This window comes from Pseudoduganella ginsengisoli, from assembly GCF_009720865.1.
Taxonomy (GTDB): Bacteria; Pseudomonadota; Gammaproteobacteria; order Burkholderiales; family Burkholderiaceae_D; genus Rugamonas; species Rugamonas ginsengisoli.
In genome coordinates this window covers 1-15,242 of the sequence record NZ_WNLA01000026.1, presented here as the reverse complement: position 1 = coordinate 15,242, position 15,242 = coordinate 1, and the positions used below count along the sequence as shown (strand labels likewise).

The following is a 15,242-nucleotide window of genomic DNA, read 5'->3' as shown; positions in this document are numbered from 1 at the left end:
ATCTGCTGCGGATGCTCATTGTGTTGACGATGTTCCCCAATGGAGGCACAGATGAGCAAGGAGCTGGATGACTTCAAACATTTCATGAAAGAACGTGAACGCGCATCGGACGCGTACGTCAATGGCGATGTTGCACCGCTGGCGGCGATCTCGGCCACCACGTCGCCAGCCACTTTTTTTGGTCCGAAAGGCGGCGTGATACAGGGCGCCGATGAAGTCAACGAGGCCAATGCCGGCGGCGCCAGGACATTTGAATCCGGCGAAAGCAAATTCAAAGTCTTACAAATGTCCGCCAGCGGCGACTTGGCGTTCTGGACCGGGCTACAGCACGCGAAAGTCCGGTTTGCCGGCAAACCGGAAACCGTCGCGATGACTTTGCGCGTAACGGAAACCTTCCGGCGCAAGGATGGGCAATGGCTGCTGGTACACCGGCATGCCGATCCACTGGCAGAAGAAGAGGCCAGACCGCATTGACCGCGCCTGCACGCGTACGCGCAAGTCCCGCCAGCCAAGCGGCATTAAGCTGCCTAGGCCAATGGCAGCTTAATGCCTGAGGCGGTCATCGGAACGGCCCTGGACGAGCTCCGTCAAGTTGATTGGCAACTCAAGCAACTGCTCCTGGCTTTCCGTACCGCCGTCCAACTTCCAATCACACACCAGCCTGCCTATGCAAGCCATTAATAAAGCATCGTTTGTGCCGACGAAATTCAAAACAGAAACTTGCGCCAGTTTGCCTTCGGCAGAAATACGCAAACCGTATTTGATGGCCGCTCCGGTTACCGGCCACCCCTCTCTCTCAACATTGCGCTGAATGCATTTTACGATCGCGCGTTTATTGTCATTCAATAATCGCTGTATTTGTACACCAGTGCCGGTATTGGCGCGGACAGGCAAGACTTTTTCAGGGATAAAATCTCCCGTCTGATCCCTGTTCACATAGCAAGCTGCCGGCTCGCTGGCCAGCGCGGCACTGGAAATAAAGCAGCAACAGCAATAAAATGACGCACAGTTTTCCTTAGATAAAATAAGCAATGCAAATATAACAATAGCCTACCAACCGACATCAGGCGAGCTGGTTACTAAATTTGTTGCGTTTCGCTTTTTACAGCGTCTTCACGAATTCCCGGATGCCGCCCAGCAGCATTTCAATCGACATGGCTGCCAAGATCAAGCCCATCAAGCGTTCAAACGCCGTCATGACTTGCGGGCCCAGTACTTTCTGCAAGCGCTCGGCGCCGAGGAAGACAGCCAGCCACACGATCACCACGGCGCCCAATGCCGCCACGTGGATCACCACTTCGCCCGTGCTTTCACGGGAAAACAGCAGCACAGTCGCCAGCGCGGAGGGACCGGCCAGCGCGGGAATGGCCAGCGGCACGATGAACGGTTCGCCGCCTTCACTACGGCCGAGCACGCCATCGGGATGCGGGAAAATCATGCGGATCGCGATCAGCAGCAAGATCACACTGCCGGCAATGCGCAGCGATGCTTCAGACAGGCTCAGCGCCTTAAGGAAATGGCTGCCAAAAAACATGAACACCAGCAGCACGACAAACGCAATCAGGCATTCCCGCACGACGATTTTCGGGCGGCGCGCCGGTGGCACCGTGGCCAGCGCGGTTGCGAATAACGGCACGTTGCCGAATGGGTCGGTCACGAGCAACAGCAGGATGAATGTCTGGAAGAAGTCTTGGGTCATGGGTAGCGTGCTTTCGGCGGAATGATACAGTCTACACCACGAGAGTATCCCAGAGGAATCATTTGACGTGAGGCAGCGCCCCTGCCCTGGCCACGCCTGTCGCACGAAAGTGCTCAAACTCGCTGCTCAAACGTGCTCAAACTTACTCAAACGTGCTCTGTCCGGATCACCAGCGTAAAAAAAGCGGGCCGCAGCCCGCTTTCTTCGCTCATCCGCAAATTACTTCGCAGCTTCGCCCTTCTTGATCCATGCCGCCAGCTGGTGCGGGCGGATGCCGTCGTAGTCTTCGAACGGCTGGTGGATCCATGGGTTGTGCGGCAGTTCCTGCATCTGGTAGTCAGGCTTGAAGGCCGACGAACCTTTGGTCCAGATCACTGCGGTTTTCACTTCCGTCACGCCTTCGAAGTTGGCCTTGACGTGGTCCACCACCTTCATCAGGGTCACGCCGGAATCCGCCAGGTCATCGACCAGCAGGATCTTGCCCGACAGCGGACCACGGGTCATCGTCATGTACTTGGCGATGTCCAGGTCGCCCTGTACGGTGCCTTTGTCGGCGCGGTACGAGCTGGTCGACAAGATAGCCAGCGGTACGTCGAAGATACGCGAGAACACGTCGCCAGGACGCACGCCGCCGCGCGCCAGGCACAGAACCATATCGAATTTCCAACCAGATTCATACACCTTCAGAGCAAGGCGCTCTACCAGGCGGTTGTATTCGTCCCAGGACACCCACAGGTGCTTGTCGTCGGAGGGAGGGGTGCTCATTGTGTTTTCGGTCCTTATTCGTAAGGATGGCGCAGCACGATGGTTTCTTCGCGGTCCGGGCCGGTCGAAACCATGTCAACTGGAACGCCAACCAGTTCTTCGATACGCTTGATGTAAGCGCGCGCGTTTGCAGGCAGCGCCGCCAGCGATTTGGCGCCAACGGTGCTCTCGGTCCAGCCTGGCATCTCTTCGTAGATAGGCTGGCAGCGAGCTGCGTCTTCTGCGCCGACCGGGAAGATGTCCACGGTGCGGCCGTCCAGCGTGTAGCCGGTGCAGATTTTGATGGTTTCCAGGCCGTCCATCACGTCCAGCTTGGTGATGCACATGCCGGACACGCCGTTGATCTGGGTCGAGCGGCGCAGCAGCGCGGCGTCGAACCAGCCGCAGCGGCGGGCACGGCCCGTCACGGTGCCGAATTCATGGCCAACGGACGACAGGTGGTGGCCCACGCCGGCATCGGTCGGCAGTTCCGATGGGAACGGACCGGAACCCACGCGGGTGGTGTACGCCTTGGTGATACCCAGGATGTAGTGCAGCATGCCTGGACCCACGCCGGCGCCTGCGGCGGCATTGCCGGCCACGCAGTTCGACGACGTCACGAACGGGTAGGTGCCGTGGTCGATGTCCAGCAGCGAACCTTGTGCGCCTTCGAACAGCAGGTTGCCGCCGGCTTTAAAGGTCTTGTGCAGGTCGGACGACACGTCCGACACCATCGGACGCAGGCGCGGCACGTAAGCCAGCGCATCGTCCAGGGTCTTCTGGTAATCCACTTTCGGCGCTTTCAAATAGTTTTCCAGCACGTAGTTGTGGTAGTCCAGGTTTTCTTTCAGCTTTTCCGCGAAACGCTCGGCGTTCAGCAAGTCGGCCACGCGGATCGCGCGGCGCGCGACTTTGTCTTCGTACGCAGGGCCGATGCCTTTGCCGGTGGTGCCGATCTTGGCGGCGCCACGGGCCGCTTCACGGGCCGCGTCCAGCGCGGTGTGGTAAGGCAGGATGACCGGGCACGCTTCGGAAATTTTCAGGCGGTTGGCCACTTCGACGCCGGCAGCTTCCAGCTTGTCGATTTCACGCAGCACGTCCGGCACGGACAGCACCACGCCGTTACCGATGTAGCATGCCACGCCCGGGCGCATGATGCCCGAAGGGATCAGTTGCAGCGCGGTTTTCACGCCGCCGATCACCAAGGTATGGCCGGCATTGTGGCCGCCCTGGAAGCGCACCACGCCCTGGGCGTGATCGGTCAGCCAATCGACGATCTTGCCCTTACCTTCATCGCCCCATTGGGTGCCGATGACAACCACGTTCTTTGCCATATTTTTTTTCGACATCACATCAACCTAAGTTTTTAAGAATCCAGTTGCTACCACTATCGTCGAGCACCAGCGCGCGGTCGCACTCGAACTCGTCCTGTTCTTCGCTGTGACCCGGCAAGCTCTGGATCACCACTTCGCCGGCCTTGCGCAGCGCGGCAATTTTTTCCTTCAATTCAGGCGCATTGCCCCACGGCGCGCGGATCGAATGCTTGCGTTCCGCGGTTGGCAGCAAGCGCGCCAGTTCGCGCAAGTCCATCGAGAAGCCGGTGGCGGGACGAGCCCGGCCAAACGCTTCGCCGACATGGTCATAACGGCCGCCGCGCGCCACAGCGTTGGGCAAGCCAGGCACGTACAGCGCAAACATCGCACCGCTTTCGTACTGGTAGCCGCGCAAGTCGGCCAGGTCGATGGCGACTTCAGCACGGCCAATGGCGGAGCCGGCCAGCGCGGCCAGTTCGGCCAGCGCCTTGGCAACGCCAGGCACGTCCGGCAACACTTGCCGTGCTTTTTTCAGCACTTCAACGTCGCCGTACAGGTTCGGCAGCGCGCGCAATGCATCGCGCACCACCGGGGAATAATTTTCCGTCAACACTTCCAGGCCCGGCACATCCTTGCCGCGCAACAGCGTGGACAAGGCTGCCTCGTCTTTCGACGCTTGCGGGCATTCCGCAATGATGGCGCGCAGCACGCCCACGTGCGACAAATCCAGGCGCACGTCCGTGAAATTGGCCAGCGCCAGCGACGCCAGCGCCAGTTCCTGGATTTCCGCATCGGCTTCCAGGCCGGCATGGCCGTAAATCTCGGCGCCGATCTGCAGCGGCTCGCGCGTCGTATGCAAGCCCGACGGACGGGTATGCAGCACGCTGCCCGCATAGCACAGGCGCGTCACGGAATGACGGTTCAGCAAGTGCGCATCGATACGGGCCACTTGCGTGGTCATGTCGGCGCGCAGGCCCAGCATGCGGCCGGAAATCTGGTCAACCAGTTTAAAAGTGCGCAGTTCAACATCCTGGCCGGCGCCGGTCATCAGCGACTCGACGTACTCGAGCAGCGGCGGCATGACCAGTTCGTAGCCATAGCGGCGGAAGTTGTCCAGCATCAGGCGGCGCAATTCTTCGATTTTGCGCGCTTCGGACGGCAATACGTCCGCAATATGTTCAGGCAATAGCCAATTCGGCATGGAGAGAAATATCGTAAAAGAACGTCAACGCGCCTGCCGGCGCCGCTCGGAAAAGGAATGACCGAACCGCATATTGTACGCGAAAAACGGTATTTTTGGAAATGAAAGCCGGAAAGACAACGCCGCCCGGAGGCGGCGTTTCATGGGGAGGGGTTTATTTCCCGGCCGGGCCGTTACCCTTGAAGTACTTGAAGAATTCCGAATTCGGATCTACCACCAGCACGTCGCTGCGGTTCTTGAATGAACTGCGGTACGCTTCCAGCGAACGGTAGAACTTGTAGAACTCAGGATTGCGGCCAAACGCGTCGGCGTAAATCTGGCTGGCTTTTGCGTCGCCCTCGCCTTTCATGCTCTCCGCTTCCTTGTACGCTTCCGCCAGGATCACGGTGCGCTGCCTGTCCGCATCGGCACGGATTTTCTCGGACTCGGCCGCACCCGTCGAACGCAATTCGTTGGCCACGCGCGTGCGCTCGGCCTTCATGCGCTCATACACGGAGTTGTTAATCTGCTCAACATAATCCACGCGCTTCAGGCGTACGTCGACGATATCGACGCCGATTTGCTTGGCTTCTTTGACAACCTTGGCACGAATGGCCTCCATCACGGCGCCGCGCTGGCCGGAAATCACTTCGCGCACGGTGCGCTTGGTGATTTCATCGTTCATGGCAGCCTTCACGATTTGCGACATGCGGTCGCGGGCACGGCCTTCATCGCCGCCAAAGCTGACGAAATACAGGCGCGGTTCCGCGATGCGCCATTTGACGAATGCATCGACCAGGATATTCATCTTTTCCGCCGTAATGAAACGGTCGGCATCCGGCGAATCAATGGTCATGATGCGCTTGTCCAGGTAAATCACATTCTGGAATGGCGGCGGCAATTTGAAGTGCAGGCCCGGCGACGAAATCACTTCCTTCACGCTGCCCAGCGCAAACACGATGGCATAGCGGCGCTGGTCAACCACGAACACGGTCGACGACAGCACCATCAATGCGACAAACCCGGTGACCAGGATGGTAATCAAACGATTCATTAACGGCCCTCCCGCTCACGCGAAGCGTCACGCGAACGGCTGTCGCGCGCGCGGCTGGAAATTTCAACCTGCGGCATGCTTTCCGGCGGCAGCATGATCGCTTGCGGCGGAGGCGGCGTGGTATTGGCTTTCGCCACATCCTGCGCCGCAGCCTGGGCAATCAGCTTATCCATCGGCAAATACAGCAGGTTGCTGCCACTGCGGGAATCCACCATGACTTTACTGGTGGACGAAAAGATTTGCTGCATGGTGTCCAGGTACATGCGGTCGCGCGTGACGACCGGGGCTTTCTGGTATTCATTGAGCACGGATTTGAAGCGGGCCGCATTACCTTCGGCCACTTCCACCACTTGCGAACGGTACGCTTCCGCTTCCTGCGTCAGGCGCGACGCCAGGCCGCGCGCTTTCGGAATGACGTCATTGGCATACGCCTGGCCTTCATTTTTCAGGCGCTCGCGGTCCTGGCTGGCTTTGACGGCATCGTCAAACGCCGCCTGCACCTGCTCCGGCGGCTGCACGCCCTGCATCGTCACGTTGGTGATTTGCGCACCGACCTTATAGCTGTCGAGGATGGCTTGCATCAGGCGCTGCGTGTCATACGCGACTTTTTCACGGCCTTCATACAGGACGAAGTCCATCTTGCTGCGGCCCACCACTTCGCGGATCGCAGTTTCCGCGACCTGGCGCACGGTTTCAGCCGGTTCGGCATTGATGGTCAGCCACTGCACGGCATCCTTGAGCTTGTATTGCACGGCAAACTGGATGTCGATGATGTTTTCATCGTCCGTCAGCATCAGCGATTCACGCGCCTGCTTGTTGCGCACGCTGCCGCGATACCCTACTTCCACGGTCCGCACTTGCGACAGGTTGACGATGTCATCGCGCTGGAATGGATACGGCCAGCGCCAGTTGAAACCGGGGCCGGTCGAATGGCTGTATTCGCCGAACGTGAAAATCACGCCGGTCTGGCCTTCCTGCACAATGAATGCACCGCTGGCCAGCCAGATCAGGCCAGCCACGGCCGCCACAGCGCCCACGGTAATGCCGGCGCCGCGCATGTCGCTGCCGCCGCCATTGCCACCACCGCCGCCACCGCCATTGCGGTTACGGTTGCCAAACATGCTGTTCAGGCGCTGGTTGAAGTCGCGCCACAATTGGTCGAGGTCGGGAGGACCATCGGGCTTCTTGCCTTCTTGGGCCTGCTTGTTGCCGTCCTTGTTATCCGAGCCCCAGCGGGGATCGTTCAAATTCAGCTTCAAGCCTATTCTTTTTTTTAAGGAGGAAAAAGGCATCTAATGTGATCCGGCTTGGGTGAAAGTGGAATGGGCGTCCAGTTCCTCCTCCTGCGAGGAATCACTTTCCGCCTCTTCGTACAAATATGCCATGCCAGGTGCGGATTTGGCAGCTTCCGTGATGGCGCCGCGCAGCAAATCCAGACCTAAGCCCGTACGGGCGCTGGTGAAAACGCGGGAAATATTACCATCTTCCCCACGCTCGACCGCCGGTTCCAGACCGGCCGCATCGATCTTGTTCCACACAAGAATTTGCGGAATGTGGTCGGCGCCGATTTCCTTCAGCACCAGATTGACTTGCTCGATTTGTTCCATGCGCACGGGGCTGGCCGCATCCACCACGTGCAGCAGCAAATCCGCATGGATGGTTTCTTCCAGCGTGGCGCGGAATGCCGCCACCAGCTGGTGCGGCAATTCGCGCACGAAACCTACCGTGTCCGACACCACGACATTGCCCACTTCCTCGCCCATATAGACGCGGCGCGACGTGGTATCCAAGGTGGCGAACAATTGGTCCGCCACATAGACACCGGCCTTGGTCATGGCATTGAACATGGTGGATTTGCCGGCATTGGTATAGCCGACCAGCGACACGGAAAACGTATGGCTGCGGCCGCGGGACCGGCGCTGGGTTTCATGCTGCTTGCGCAGCTTGGCCAGGCGGGAACGCAGCATTTTCACGCGCTCGCCAATCAGGCGGCGGTCAGTTTCCAGCTGGGTTTCACCCGGGCCGCGCAAACCGATACCACCCTTTTGACGTTCCAGGTGGGTCCAGCCGCGAATCAGGCGCGTGGCCAAATGCTGCAGCTGCGCCAGTTCCACTTGCAGCTTGCCCTCATGGCTTTGCGCGCGCTGCGCAAAGATATCGAGGATCAGGCTGGTGCGGTCCAGCACGCGCACATTCAGGCGCTTTTCCAGGTTACGCTGCTGTGCAGGCGACAGCGCGTGATTGAAAATGACGATTTCCAGCTTGTGGTCTTGCACGGCAAAACCGATTTCATCAGCTTTGCCGCTGCCGACGAAATACGCGGCATCCGGACTGGAACGCTTGCCCGTGATAGTGGTCACGGGCTCGGCCCCGGCCGAACGGGCAAGCAGCATCAATTCTTCGATGCTGGCGGCGAAATCGCCCTGACCGAAGTCCACACCGACTAGTGCTGCACGCATACGACGGCCAGGTTATGTTGAAGAGGTAAAGCCAGGCGCAATGCTTATTCCGAATCGTTATCGATGTTCAGGTTAACAGCGCGGGCTGGTACCACGGTGGAAATCGCGTGCTTGTACACCATTTGCGTCACGGTGTTACGCAGCAGTACGACGTATTGGTCGAAAGATTCGATATGGCCCTGCAATTTAATGCCATTGACCAGGTAGATCGAGACAGGAACGTGTTCCTTGCGCAGTGCATTCAGGAATGGGTCTTGTAACAATTGCCCTTTGTTGCTCATAACAGCTCCATTTATGTTGTTGTGTAAGATTTGGAGGCGACTCGCTGGATTTCAAGTGCCAAGCATTAATCCGTGCCTGCGGATTAATGCTGCTAAGCTACTGTAACCTGTTTTTGCGTTTTGTGCAGCGCACAGTACGCTGAAAACCGAGAGAAAAACCGTGATTATTTCTCTCGGGTATCGAATGGGTTCTTACCCGTGCGGAATTCAATGCGCAGCGGCGTCCCTACCAGATTGAACGTATCGCGGAAATGCTTTTCCAGGTAGCGCTTGTAGGGTTCCGCGATCGCATCCAGCGAGTTGCCGTGGATAACGATAATCGGCGGATTCATGCCGCCCTGGTGCGCATAACGCATCTTCGGACGCATGCCACCCTTGCGCTTCGGTTCCTGCTTTTCCACGGCTTCTTCCAGCGCGCGCGTCAGCTTTGGCGTCGGCAGCTTGGCCATCGCGGCGGCGTACGCCTGGTCCACGGATTTCATCAGCGGGCCGATGCCTTGCGCTTTCAATGCCGAAATAAAGTGCATCTTGGCGAAGCTGAGGAAATTCAGCTTGCGGTCCAGGTCGATCTTGATTTCGTCGCGGTCGTCCGACTGCAAGCCATCCCATTTATTGACGGCCACCACCAGTGCGCGGCCCGATTCCAGGATAAAGCCGGCAATGTGCGCATCTTGTTCGGAAATGTCTTGCTGCGCATCCAGCATCAAGATGACGACGTTGGCTTCCGAGATCGATTGCAAGGTCTTGATCACCGAGAATTTCTCGATGGCTTCAAACACTTTGCCGCGGCGGCGGATACCGGCCGTATCGATCAGCGTATATTTTTTGCCGTCGCGTTCAAACGGAATTTCAATTGAATCGCGCGTCGTGCCCGGCATGTCGAACGCGATCACGCGTTCTTCGCCCAGCAGCGTGTTGATCAACGTGGACTTGCCCACGTTCGGGCGGCCCACCAGCGCAATCTTTGCGCCGGCCGCTTCCGGCAGCAATTCTTCTGCGTCGGCAGGACGCTGCTGGAATGCGATGTCCAGCGATTCATTGACGAGATCATGCACGCCGTCGCCGTGCGCCGCGGAGATCACATACGGATCGCCCATGCCCAGCTCGTAGAAATCCGCCACCACGGACGTGTAGCGCATGCCTTCGGCCTTGTTTACCACCAGCATGACGGGACGGTTGGATTTGCGCAGGAAGTCGACGATGGTTTTATCGTGCGGGGTCAAACCCTGGCGGCCATCGACGAGGAAGATCACCACGTCGGCTTCCGCCACCGCCTGTTTGGTCTGCAAGGCCATCTGGAACATGATGCCTTCCTTGGCGACGGGCTCGAAACCACCCGTATCGACCACGAGGAAAGGCCGTTCGCCAACGCGGCCTTCGCCATAGTGGCGGTCGCGCGTCAGGCCAGGCATGTCCGCCACCAGCGCATCGCGCGAGCGGGTCAGACGGTTAAAAAGGGTCGATTTCCCGACATTGGGTCGACCTACAAGTGCAATTACCGGCTTCATTATTTTTTTACTCGGCCGCGATGGCGGCCACAGTCCCATTCTGGGTTTGGAAAATCAAATTCGAGCCCGCCAGGACGGGAGTCGACCGGATGGCCGAACCGTCGGTGGCGACCCGACCTAACATGGCGCCGTCTTCACGCGACAGCAGGTGGACATAGCCCTCCAGGTCGCCGACAGCGACGGCACGGCCAAACGACGCGGGCGTCGACAGGCGGCGGTTGCCCAGCTTGTCGTTCTTCCACGCGCTCTGGCCGCCTTCGCGGGCAAACGCCAATACGGCGCCCGCTGCGTCCGAAACAAATACAAAGCGCTGGTCGGCGCCCACGCCCACATCGGACGAGGCTGGCTTGGTCCAGCGCGCCGTACCGGCAGCCAGGTCGAAGCAGCCGACCTTGCCCTGGTACGTCACCGCACAGATATCGTTTTCATACACGAACGGCGTGCCGGACACGTCGGACACGCGTTCCAGTTCCGTTGCACCACGCGGTTCGGCCACCACCACTTCAAAGCGCGGCACGCCGGTCGCCAGGGTCAGCGCCAGCAGCTTGCCGCCGGGCTGGCCGACGTACACGTTGGCGCCGGCAATGACGATGCCCGGCGCATTGCGCAGGGTCAGCGCCGGCGTCGTACGCAGCACGGACCAGCGCTTGGCGCCGGTGGCTGCTTCATACGCCGTCACGCGGTTGTCGCCGCTGCGCACCACGACGACTTCACTGTTCGCCACGGGCGACGACAGGATTTCACTGGTGGCCTGCACTTTCCACAGCTGCTTGCCGGAGCCGTCAAACGCAATCAGATTGCCTTTGACGCCGCCCACCACGACCAGGTTGCCGTCCGGGCTGACGCCCACGCCGGCCGTCAAATCGGAACCGGCTTTGACTTTCCACTGTTCGCGGCCGGTGGCAGCGTCCAGGCGCGCCACGTTGCCATCGGCGTCGGCGACAAACACGCTGCCGGCGGCAAATGCTGGATTGAACGTGTAGGCGCCCGCTTTGCCCAGCGAGTATTTCCATGCAGTCTTGACGGCCATGCCGCCCTTGATGTCCACCAGGGCGGCTGGTTTGTCTTTCGGTTCGCTGGCAAACGGGTTCAGCGAGCTGCAACCCGCAGCCATGGCGGCCAGCAGGGCGACGCTGAGAACTTTTCCGGTGATGCGCATATAAATCCTTACTTAGGTTCGCGGCAGAGCATGGCGGATTACGCGCTGCGCGCTAATCCGCCCTACCGTCCTTGCCGTAGGGCGGATTAGCCGAAGGCGTAATCCGCCATGCCAGCATAACGACAGCGCCGCAGAATAACGTGACGACGTAATGTCGTAATGCTTAAGCAGCAGCTTTCGGCTCAGCCGGCGCCGTACCACCCACCGATTCCAGCTTGATCTGGATTAATTGACGGCCAGGATTCTTCTTGTCCGTGGCAGCCAAAGCAGCCGTGTAGGCAGTGCGCGCCTCAGCCAGCTTGTTTTGCGCCGCCAGAATATCGCCCTTGCGGTCCGCCACGGCAGCGGCAAACTGCGCCGGCACTTCCACCGACAGCACTTTCAGCGCTTCGTCATACGCTTTTTCATCCAGCAGCACGCCAGCCATGCGCACGCGCGCCAGCGCCTTGTATTCATCGTTGCCGTGATCCATCACCCATTGCAGCTGGGTCTTGGCGGATTTCAAATCATTGGCGTCGAACGCGTACTTGGCGGCAGCCAGCGCCGCCATCGGCGCATACGCCGTGGAAGCAAACTTGCTTTCGATGTCGGCGGTAGCGCGCTGGACTTTGGCATTGTCTTTCGCCTGCAGTGCATCCTGCTGTTCGTAGTACAGGTTCGATGCGGACGAAGCCTGGTCACGCTGGTACCAGTTCCAGCCATTCCAGCCCGAATACGCGGCCAGGCCGGCGATCAGCACCCACGACGTCAGGTTGCCGTACTGGTTCCACCACGCTTTAAGGGTGGCTATCTGTTCTTGTTCTTCGAGATCGTATGCCATGTTTCTTCGTCTTGAGGGTTAAAAGGTTAAGATCAGTGCTTGCAGTTTTCGTCGTGCACGTGGAAGTGGTGGTGCTCCTCCCCGCCGTCAGCGATCTGGTCGACAATGTAATCGACCACGTCGTCAAACGCCACCGTTGCCTGCTGCTGCTCGCCTTCCTGAGCACGCATGGCTTTCACGGCAGCCGTATTGTTCGTCACTTCATCTTCGCCAATGATGACGGCAAACGACGCGCCGCTGCCATCGGCTTTTTTCATTTGCGACTTGAAGCTGCCCGCGCCCGTCAGCGCTGCGCAGTGCATGACGACATCCAGGCCCGCGTCGCGCAAGCGCTCACCCAGTATGAATGCCTGCATTTGCGCGGCTTCGCCCTGGTGCACCAGGTACACGTCGCACTGGTTGGCTGCCGCCGGTTCGCCATTGGCTTTCATCAGTTCGATCAGGCGCTCGATGCCCATGGCAAAGCCCACTGCCGGGGTCGGCTTGCCGCCAAACGATTCAATCAGCGGGTCATAGCGGCCGCCGGCGCACACGGTGCCCTGCGCGCCCAGTTCATCCGTCACCCATTCAAACACGGTGCGGTTGTAGTAATCGAGGCCGCGCACCAGCCGGGTATTGATGGTGAACGGGATATTGTTCGCCTTCAGGATTTTCTGTACGCCTTCGAAGTGGGCCAGCGACGCTTCGCCCAGGTATGCCATCAGCTTCGGTGCATTGTTGACCAGGTCTTGCATGGCCGGATTTTTCGTATCCAGGATGCGTAGCGGATTCGCGTGCAGGCGGCGCTTGGCTTCTTCATCGAGCACATCGATGTTGGCTTCGAAATACTTAATGAGTTCCACGCGGTGCGCGGCGCGCTCGGCCGCGTCGCCAATGGAATTCAATTCCAGGCGGATTTTATCCAGGCCCAGGTCATCCCACAGGCGGCGGCACATCATGATCATTTCCGCGTCCACGTCCGGGCCCGTGAAGCCGACCGCTTCGCAGCCGAACTGGTGGAACTGGCGGTAGCGGCCGCGCTGCGGCTTTTCGTGGCGGAACATCGGGCCCTTGTACCACATGCGCATCGGGCCGTTGTACACGAGGTTGTGTTCCAGCACGGAGCGCACGACACCGGCCGTGCCTTCCGGACGCAGCGTCAGCTGGTCGCCGTTCATCGAGTCCGTGAACGAATACATTTCTTTTTCAACGATGTCCGTCACGGCGCCGATGGCGCGCGCAAACAAACGCGTCTCTTCCACGATCGGCGTGCGGATTTGCTGGAAGCCATAGCTTTGCACCACGGATTGCGCCGTGTTTTCAAACAATTCCCACAGGTGCGCGTCAAGCGGCAGCAAATCATTCATGCCTTTGATGCCGACAATTTTTTCCGCTTTTTTATTTTCAGACATTTTTAGTAGTACCGTAATTCGTTTTAACGTAGTTCAGGACGATGGCCTGGAATTCGCCGACGATGTTATCGCCGCGCAGGGTCGCCACTTTTTCACCATCGACAAATACCGGGGCCGCCGGCGATTCGCCCGTGCCCGGCAAGCTGATGCCGATGTTCGCGTGTTTCGATTCGCCAGGGCCGTTGACGATGCAGCCCATCACGGCCACGTTCATGTTTTCCACGCCCGCATATGTCTTTTTCCATTCCGGCATTTGCTCGCGCAAGAAGGTCTGGATATCGTCCGCCAATTCCTGGAATACGGTGGACGTGGTGCGGCCGCAGCCCGGGCAGGCAATCACCATCGGGGTGAATTTGCGCAAGCCCATGGTTTGCAGGATTTCCTGGCTGACCACCACTTCCTTGGTGCGGTCGCCGCCCGGTTCCGGCGTCAGCGAAACACGGATGGTGTCGCCAATGCCTTCCTGCAGCAGGACGGACAAGGCCGCCGTCGAGGCGACGATGCCCTTGCTGCCCATGCCGGCTTCGGTCAAGCCCAGGTGCAGCGGGTAATCACAGCGTTTTGCCAGTTCGCGGTAGACGGCAATCAAATCCTGCACGCCCGACACTTTGCACGACAGGATGATCTTGTCGCGGCCCATGCCCAGCTCTTCCGCGCGCACGGCGTTTTCAATGGCCGACGTGATGAGCGCTTCATACATGACGGCTTGTGCGCTCCATGGAGTCGCGCGCGCAGCGTTTTCATCCATGATGCGGGCCAGCAGCGCCTGGTCCAGGCTGCCCCAGTTGACGCCGATACGCACCGGCTTGTCATACTTCATCGCCACTTCAATCATTTGCGCGAATTGCGTATCGCGCTTGGCGCCCTTGCCCACGTTGCCCGGATTGATGCGGTACTTCGACAGCGCCCGCGCGCAGTCCGGGTACTCGGTCAGCAACGTATGGCCGTTGTAGTGGAAGTCGCCCACCAGCGGCACGTCGACGCCCATTTTATCGAGCTGGTCGCGGATGTACGGCACCGCTTGCGCTGCTTCCGGACGGTCCACCGTCAGGCGCACCAGTTCCGAACCGGCACGCGCCAGTTCCTTGATCTGGATGGCCGTACCGACGGCATCGGCCGTGTCGGTATTGGTCATCGATTGCACCACGACGGGCGCGTCGCCGCCGACCCAGATCTTGCGTTCGCCATGCTGGATCAGCACGCGGCGGCTGCCGCGGCGCGCCAGCGGGCCGGAGGGGATGGCCATATTCGTATCAGACATGCTGCTTACCTAATCATCTGCAAATTATTTAATGTTCACGCGCGAAATCGTGCCGCCGGGAACGGCTGGCAAATCCAGCGCTGCGCCGCGCAAGGTGGCCTTCACACCGGTGGGCTTGCCGACGATCAGCAGTGCCGGTTCAGGAATGTCGATGGTTTCCGTGCTGCCTGCTTTCAACATGCGCGATACCAGTGCTTTCTTCATGCCTGGCACCTGGATGGTGATCCACGAATCTTCGGTGGCCGTCAGCACCAGGGCGCCCGCCGGGGCGGGTGCGGCTGGCGCAGGCGCGGCGGCAGGTGCTGCCGGGTTAGCTGGCTGCGCGCCAGGCTTGACGGCGGCGCCGGCCACGGCAGGCTGGTTTGCCACCGGC

Annotated in this window: 16 protein-coding genes; 1 reads left to right on the top strand and 15 read right to left on the bottom strand. The window is 59.6% G+C overall.

All coding sequences use genetic code 11. The features are described 5' to 3' along the window. Positions 1-51: 51 nt before the first annotated feature. Entirely contained in the window at positions 52-474 is a 423-nt protein-coding gene (locus tag GM668_RS26025; protein ID WP_155441895.1) for a YybH family protein, read from the top strand. 69 nt (positions 475-543) lie between these two features. Here GM668_RS26025 and GM668_RS26020 read toward each other — a convergent pair whose 3' ends face one another. The 15 genes from GM668_RS26020 to GM668_RS25950 all read right to left on the bottom strand — a co-directional run. After that, the gene (locus GM668_RS26020) at positions 544-936 is read right to left on the bottom strand and encodes a hypothetical protein (protein ID WP_170305840.1); all 393 of its coding nucleotides are present in this window, start codon (positions 934-936) and stop codon (positions 544-546) included. A 166-nt stretch (positions 937-1,102) separates the two neighbouring features. Next, positions 1,103-1,699, bottom strand: a complete 597-nt coding sequence (locus GM668_RS26015; protein ID WP_155441893.1) for a MarC family protein — start codon at positions 1,697-1,699, stop codon at positions 1,103-1,105. Positions 1,700-1,918: 219 nt separating this feature from the next. Next, a complete protein-coding gene (locus GM668_RS26010) occupies positions 1,919-2,464 on the bottom strand; it encodes a phosphoribosyltransferase (protein ID WP_155441892.1) in 546 nt (181 codons plus the stop codon). A gap of 14 nt (positions 2,465-2,478) precedes the next feature. After that, positions 2,479-3,792, bottom strand: coding sequence for an adenylosuccinate synthase (locus tag GM668_RS26005; RefSeq protein ID WP_155441891.1), 1,314 nt, complete (start codon positions 3,790-3,792; stop codon positions 2,479-2,481). Positions 3,793-3,796: 4 nt separating this feature from the next. Then, positions 3,797-4,957, bottom strand: coding sequence for an ATP phosphoribosyltransferase regulatory subunit (locus GM668_RS26000; protein WP_155441890.1), 1,161 nt, complete (start codon positions 4,955-4,957; stop codon positions 3,797-3,799). Between the two features lie 154 nt (positions 4,958-5,111). Beyond that, positions 5,112-5,990 (bottom strand): protease modulator HflC, encoded by an 879-nt coding sequence (hflC, locus tag GM668_RS25995; RefSeq protein WP_155441889.1) that lies wholly within the window; start codon positions 5,988-5,990, stop codon positions 5,112-5,114. Continuing rightward, a complete protein-coding gene (gene hflK, locus GM668_RS25990) occupies positions 5,990-7,282 on the bottom strand; it encodes an FtsH protease activity modulator HflK (protein ID WP_155441888.1) in 1,293 nt (430 codons plus the stop codon). Before hflK ends, hflC begins: the two co-directional genes overlap by 1 nt. After that, a complete protein-coding gene (hflX, locus tag GM668_RS25985) occupies positions 7,283-8,449 on the bottom strand; it encodes a GTPase HflX (RefSeq protein ID WP_155441887.1) in 1,167 nt (388 codons plus the stop codon). A gap of 44 nt (positions 8,450-8,493) precedes the next feature. Beyond that, positions 8,494-8,730, bottom strand: coding sequence for an RNA chaperone Hfq (gene hfq, locus GM668_RS25980; RefSeq protein WP_154381312.1), 237 nt, complete (start codon positions 8,728-8,730; stop codon positions 8,494-8,496). 164 nt (positions 8,731-8,894) lie between these two features. Further along, a complete protein-coding gene (gene der, locus GM668_RS25975) occupies positions 8,895-10,238 on the bottom strand; it encodes a ribosome biogenesis GTPase Der (protein WP_155441886.1) in 1,344 nt (447 codons plus the stop codon). A 7-nt stretch (positions 10,239-10,245) separates the two neighbouring features. Continuing rightward, the gene (gene bamB / locus GM668_RS25970; RefSeq protein ID WP_155441885.1) at positions 10,246-11,397 is read right to left on the bottom strand and encodes an outer membrane protein assembly factor BamB; all 1,152 of its coding nucleotides are present in this window, start codon (positions 11,395-11,397) and stop codon (positions 10,246-10,248) included. A gap of 163 nt (positions 11,398-11,560) precedes the next feature. After that, positions 11,561-12,217 (bottom strand): YfgM family protein, encoded by a 657-nt coding sequence (locus tag GM668_RS25965; RefSeq protein ID WP_155441884.1) that lies wholly within the window; start codon positions 12,215-12,217, stop codon positions 11,561-11,563. Between the two features lie 32 nt (positions 12,218-12,249). Continuing rightward, the gene (gene hisS, locus GM668_RS25960; RefSeq protein ID WP_155441883.1) at positions 12,250-13,608 is read right to left on the bottom strand and encodes a histidine--tRNA ligase; all 1,359 of its coding nucleotides are present in this window, start codon (positions 13,606-13,608) and stop codon (positions 12,250-12,252) included. Continuing rightward, on the bottom strand, positions 13,601-14,869 hold the full coding sequence (gene ispG, locus GM668_RS25955) for a flavodoxin-dependent (E)-4-hydroxy-3-methylbut-2-enyl-diphosphate synthase (RefSeq protein WP_155441882.1): 1,269 nt from the start codon (positions 14,867-14,869) through the stop codon (positions 13,601-13,603). The genes hisS and ispG overlap by 8 nt, the downstream gene beginning before the upstream one ends. A 24-nt stretch (positions 14,870-14,893) precedes the next feature. After that, positions 14,894-15,242, bottom strand: a 349-nt coding sequence (locus tag GM668_RS25950; RefSeq protein WP_155441881.1) for a DUF4115 domain-containing protein, incomplete at its 5' end; no start/stop codon positions are given.